Raw genomic sequence first — 1,551 nt, 5'->3', positions numbered from 1 at the left:
CCAGCCGAGCCGCGCCTCCTTGCCGAGCAGCTCGAGAACACGGGAATAGAGACGGAGCATGGACATGCGGACTGGCAACTCGGGCAGTTAACGGAGCCAGTATTCTAAGCCGGGATCGCCCGCGAGATACAGCGGAAGCTTTCCGTTTTGCTCAATTGATGAGCCGGCTCTCGACCGGCGGCAGGAACCGGTCATCGAAGATATCGTCCGCCGCCGGACGTCTGCGGAATTTGAAATCCTTGGCGATCTGGTCGATCGAGCGCTCCAGGCGCGCCGGATCGATGCCGCCGAGGCCGTTGCGCCTGACCTCGTCGGTCAGGATGTTGTCGACGAGCACGGTGCGCAGGCGCTCCAGCTCCAGCTCGCGGTCGCCATCCTCGATGCGGCCGGCGGCCTCCTCCGCCGCACGCGCCGGCTCTTTGACGGTTGCGTTGATGCCGGCGATCAGTGCGCGGACGAAACCTTTCACGGCGTCCGGCTTCGCCGCGGCGAAGGCGGGATTGGCCACTACGGCAAAGCCATAGGCTTCGCAACCATAATCGGCATAGCGCAGCACGACGAGATCGCCGCCGGGCACGCCACGGTCGCGCAGGTTCACCGCCGACAGATGGCTGAAGCCCGTGACGGCATCGACCTGGCCTGCGGAAAGGATCGGCTCGCGCACAGCCGCGCTGATCTTGTGAAATTTGATATGCGAAGCGTTGATGTTGTTCTGCAGCGCCAGCGCCGGCCACAGCCGCATCGACAGATCGCCCTCGGCGACGCCGACGGTCTTGCCGTCGAGGTCGGGAAGGATGTGGATGCCGCGGCTCCTGCGCGCGACGATCGCGTAGGGCGCCCGGTTGAACAGAACGAACACCGCCTTGACCGGCGCCGCGTCGTCCTTGTCGCGGAAACGGATCAGCTCGTTGATGTCGACCAGCGCGAGTTCGCTGTCGCCCTTGGCGACGCGCGCGAGAGCCTCCGGCGACCCGGGCGCGGTGTTGAAGGACACGTTGAGATGCTCGGCGCCGAACTTGCCGTCTTTCGCGGCAAGGAAGAATGGCGCCATGCTGGCGTCGATCGGGCGGTCGAAGGTGAAGTGGACCGCTGTGGAGGAGGCGGCGCTCTCGGCCGCTGCGGCATCGCGCGCCGTCAACGCGGCGAGCGAAATTGCAAGGGCCAGCAGGCCGCGACGGGCGATGGGCTTCAGTCCTGACATCAATTGCGCCGGTCCCGCATTGTTGTTGGTTTCGTGACGCTCGCAGCGCCGGCCGGCGACAACCGTGCGCGCGCCAACATGAACGGCGGATGAGCGGCGGTTGCGTCACGATCACGCAACCCCGTTCAGCTTGTGTTGGGGTTGGGGAACCCAACATGGGACGCGGGTGTTTGAGAGACATGAGCCTGTCTCAAGGCACCATTCAAGGTCCCAAGGAGGGTCCAGGACATGTTTGACAGATTTTCGAAATTTGGCGGCCGCAAGGCAGTGGTTGCCACGGCCGCGGTGCTGGCGCTGACCGCAGCGGCTCCGACAGCTTCCTATGCTGGTGGTCGCCACTGGCATGGCGG

Annotated in this window: 1 protein-coding gene; it reads right to left on the bottom strand. The window is 65.2% G+C overall.

All coding sequences use genetic code 11. The annotated features are described in order from the left end of the window. Nucleotides 1–151: 151 nt before the first annotated feature. Nucleotides 152–1,201 (bottom strand): ABC transporter substrate-binding protein, encoded by a 1,050-nt coding sequence (locus A5906_RS10630; protein ID WP_080135108.1) that lies wholly within the window; start codon nucleotides 1,199–1,201, stop codon nucleotides 152–154. Nucleotides 1,202–1,551: the final 350 nt, after the last annotated feature.

The sequence above is a fragment of the Bradyrhizobium sacchari genome, assembly GCF_002068095.1.
In the GTDB taxonomy this organism is placed as follows: domain Bacteria; phylum Pseudomonadota; class Alphaproteobacteria; order Rhizobiales; family Xanthobacteraceae; genus Bradyrhizobium; species Bradyrhizobium sacchari.
This window is presented reverse-complemented; position numbering and strand designations above follow the sequence as displayed.

Bases quoted from the DNA above. Each gene is read 5' to 3' on its own strand.
- A5906_RS10630 (WP_080135108.1), bottom strand. From the start codon at position 1,201: ATGTCAGGACTGAAGCCCATCGCCCGTCGCGGCCTGCTGGCCCTTGCA.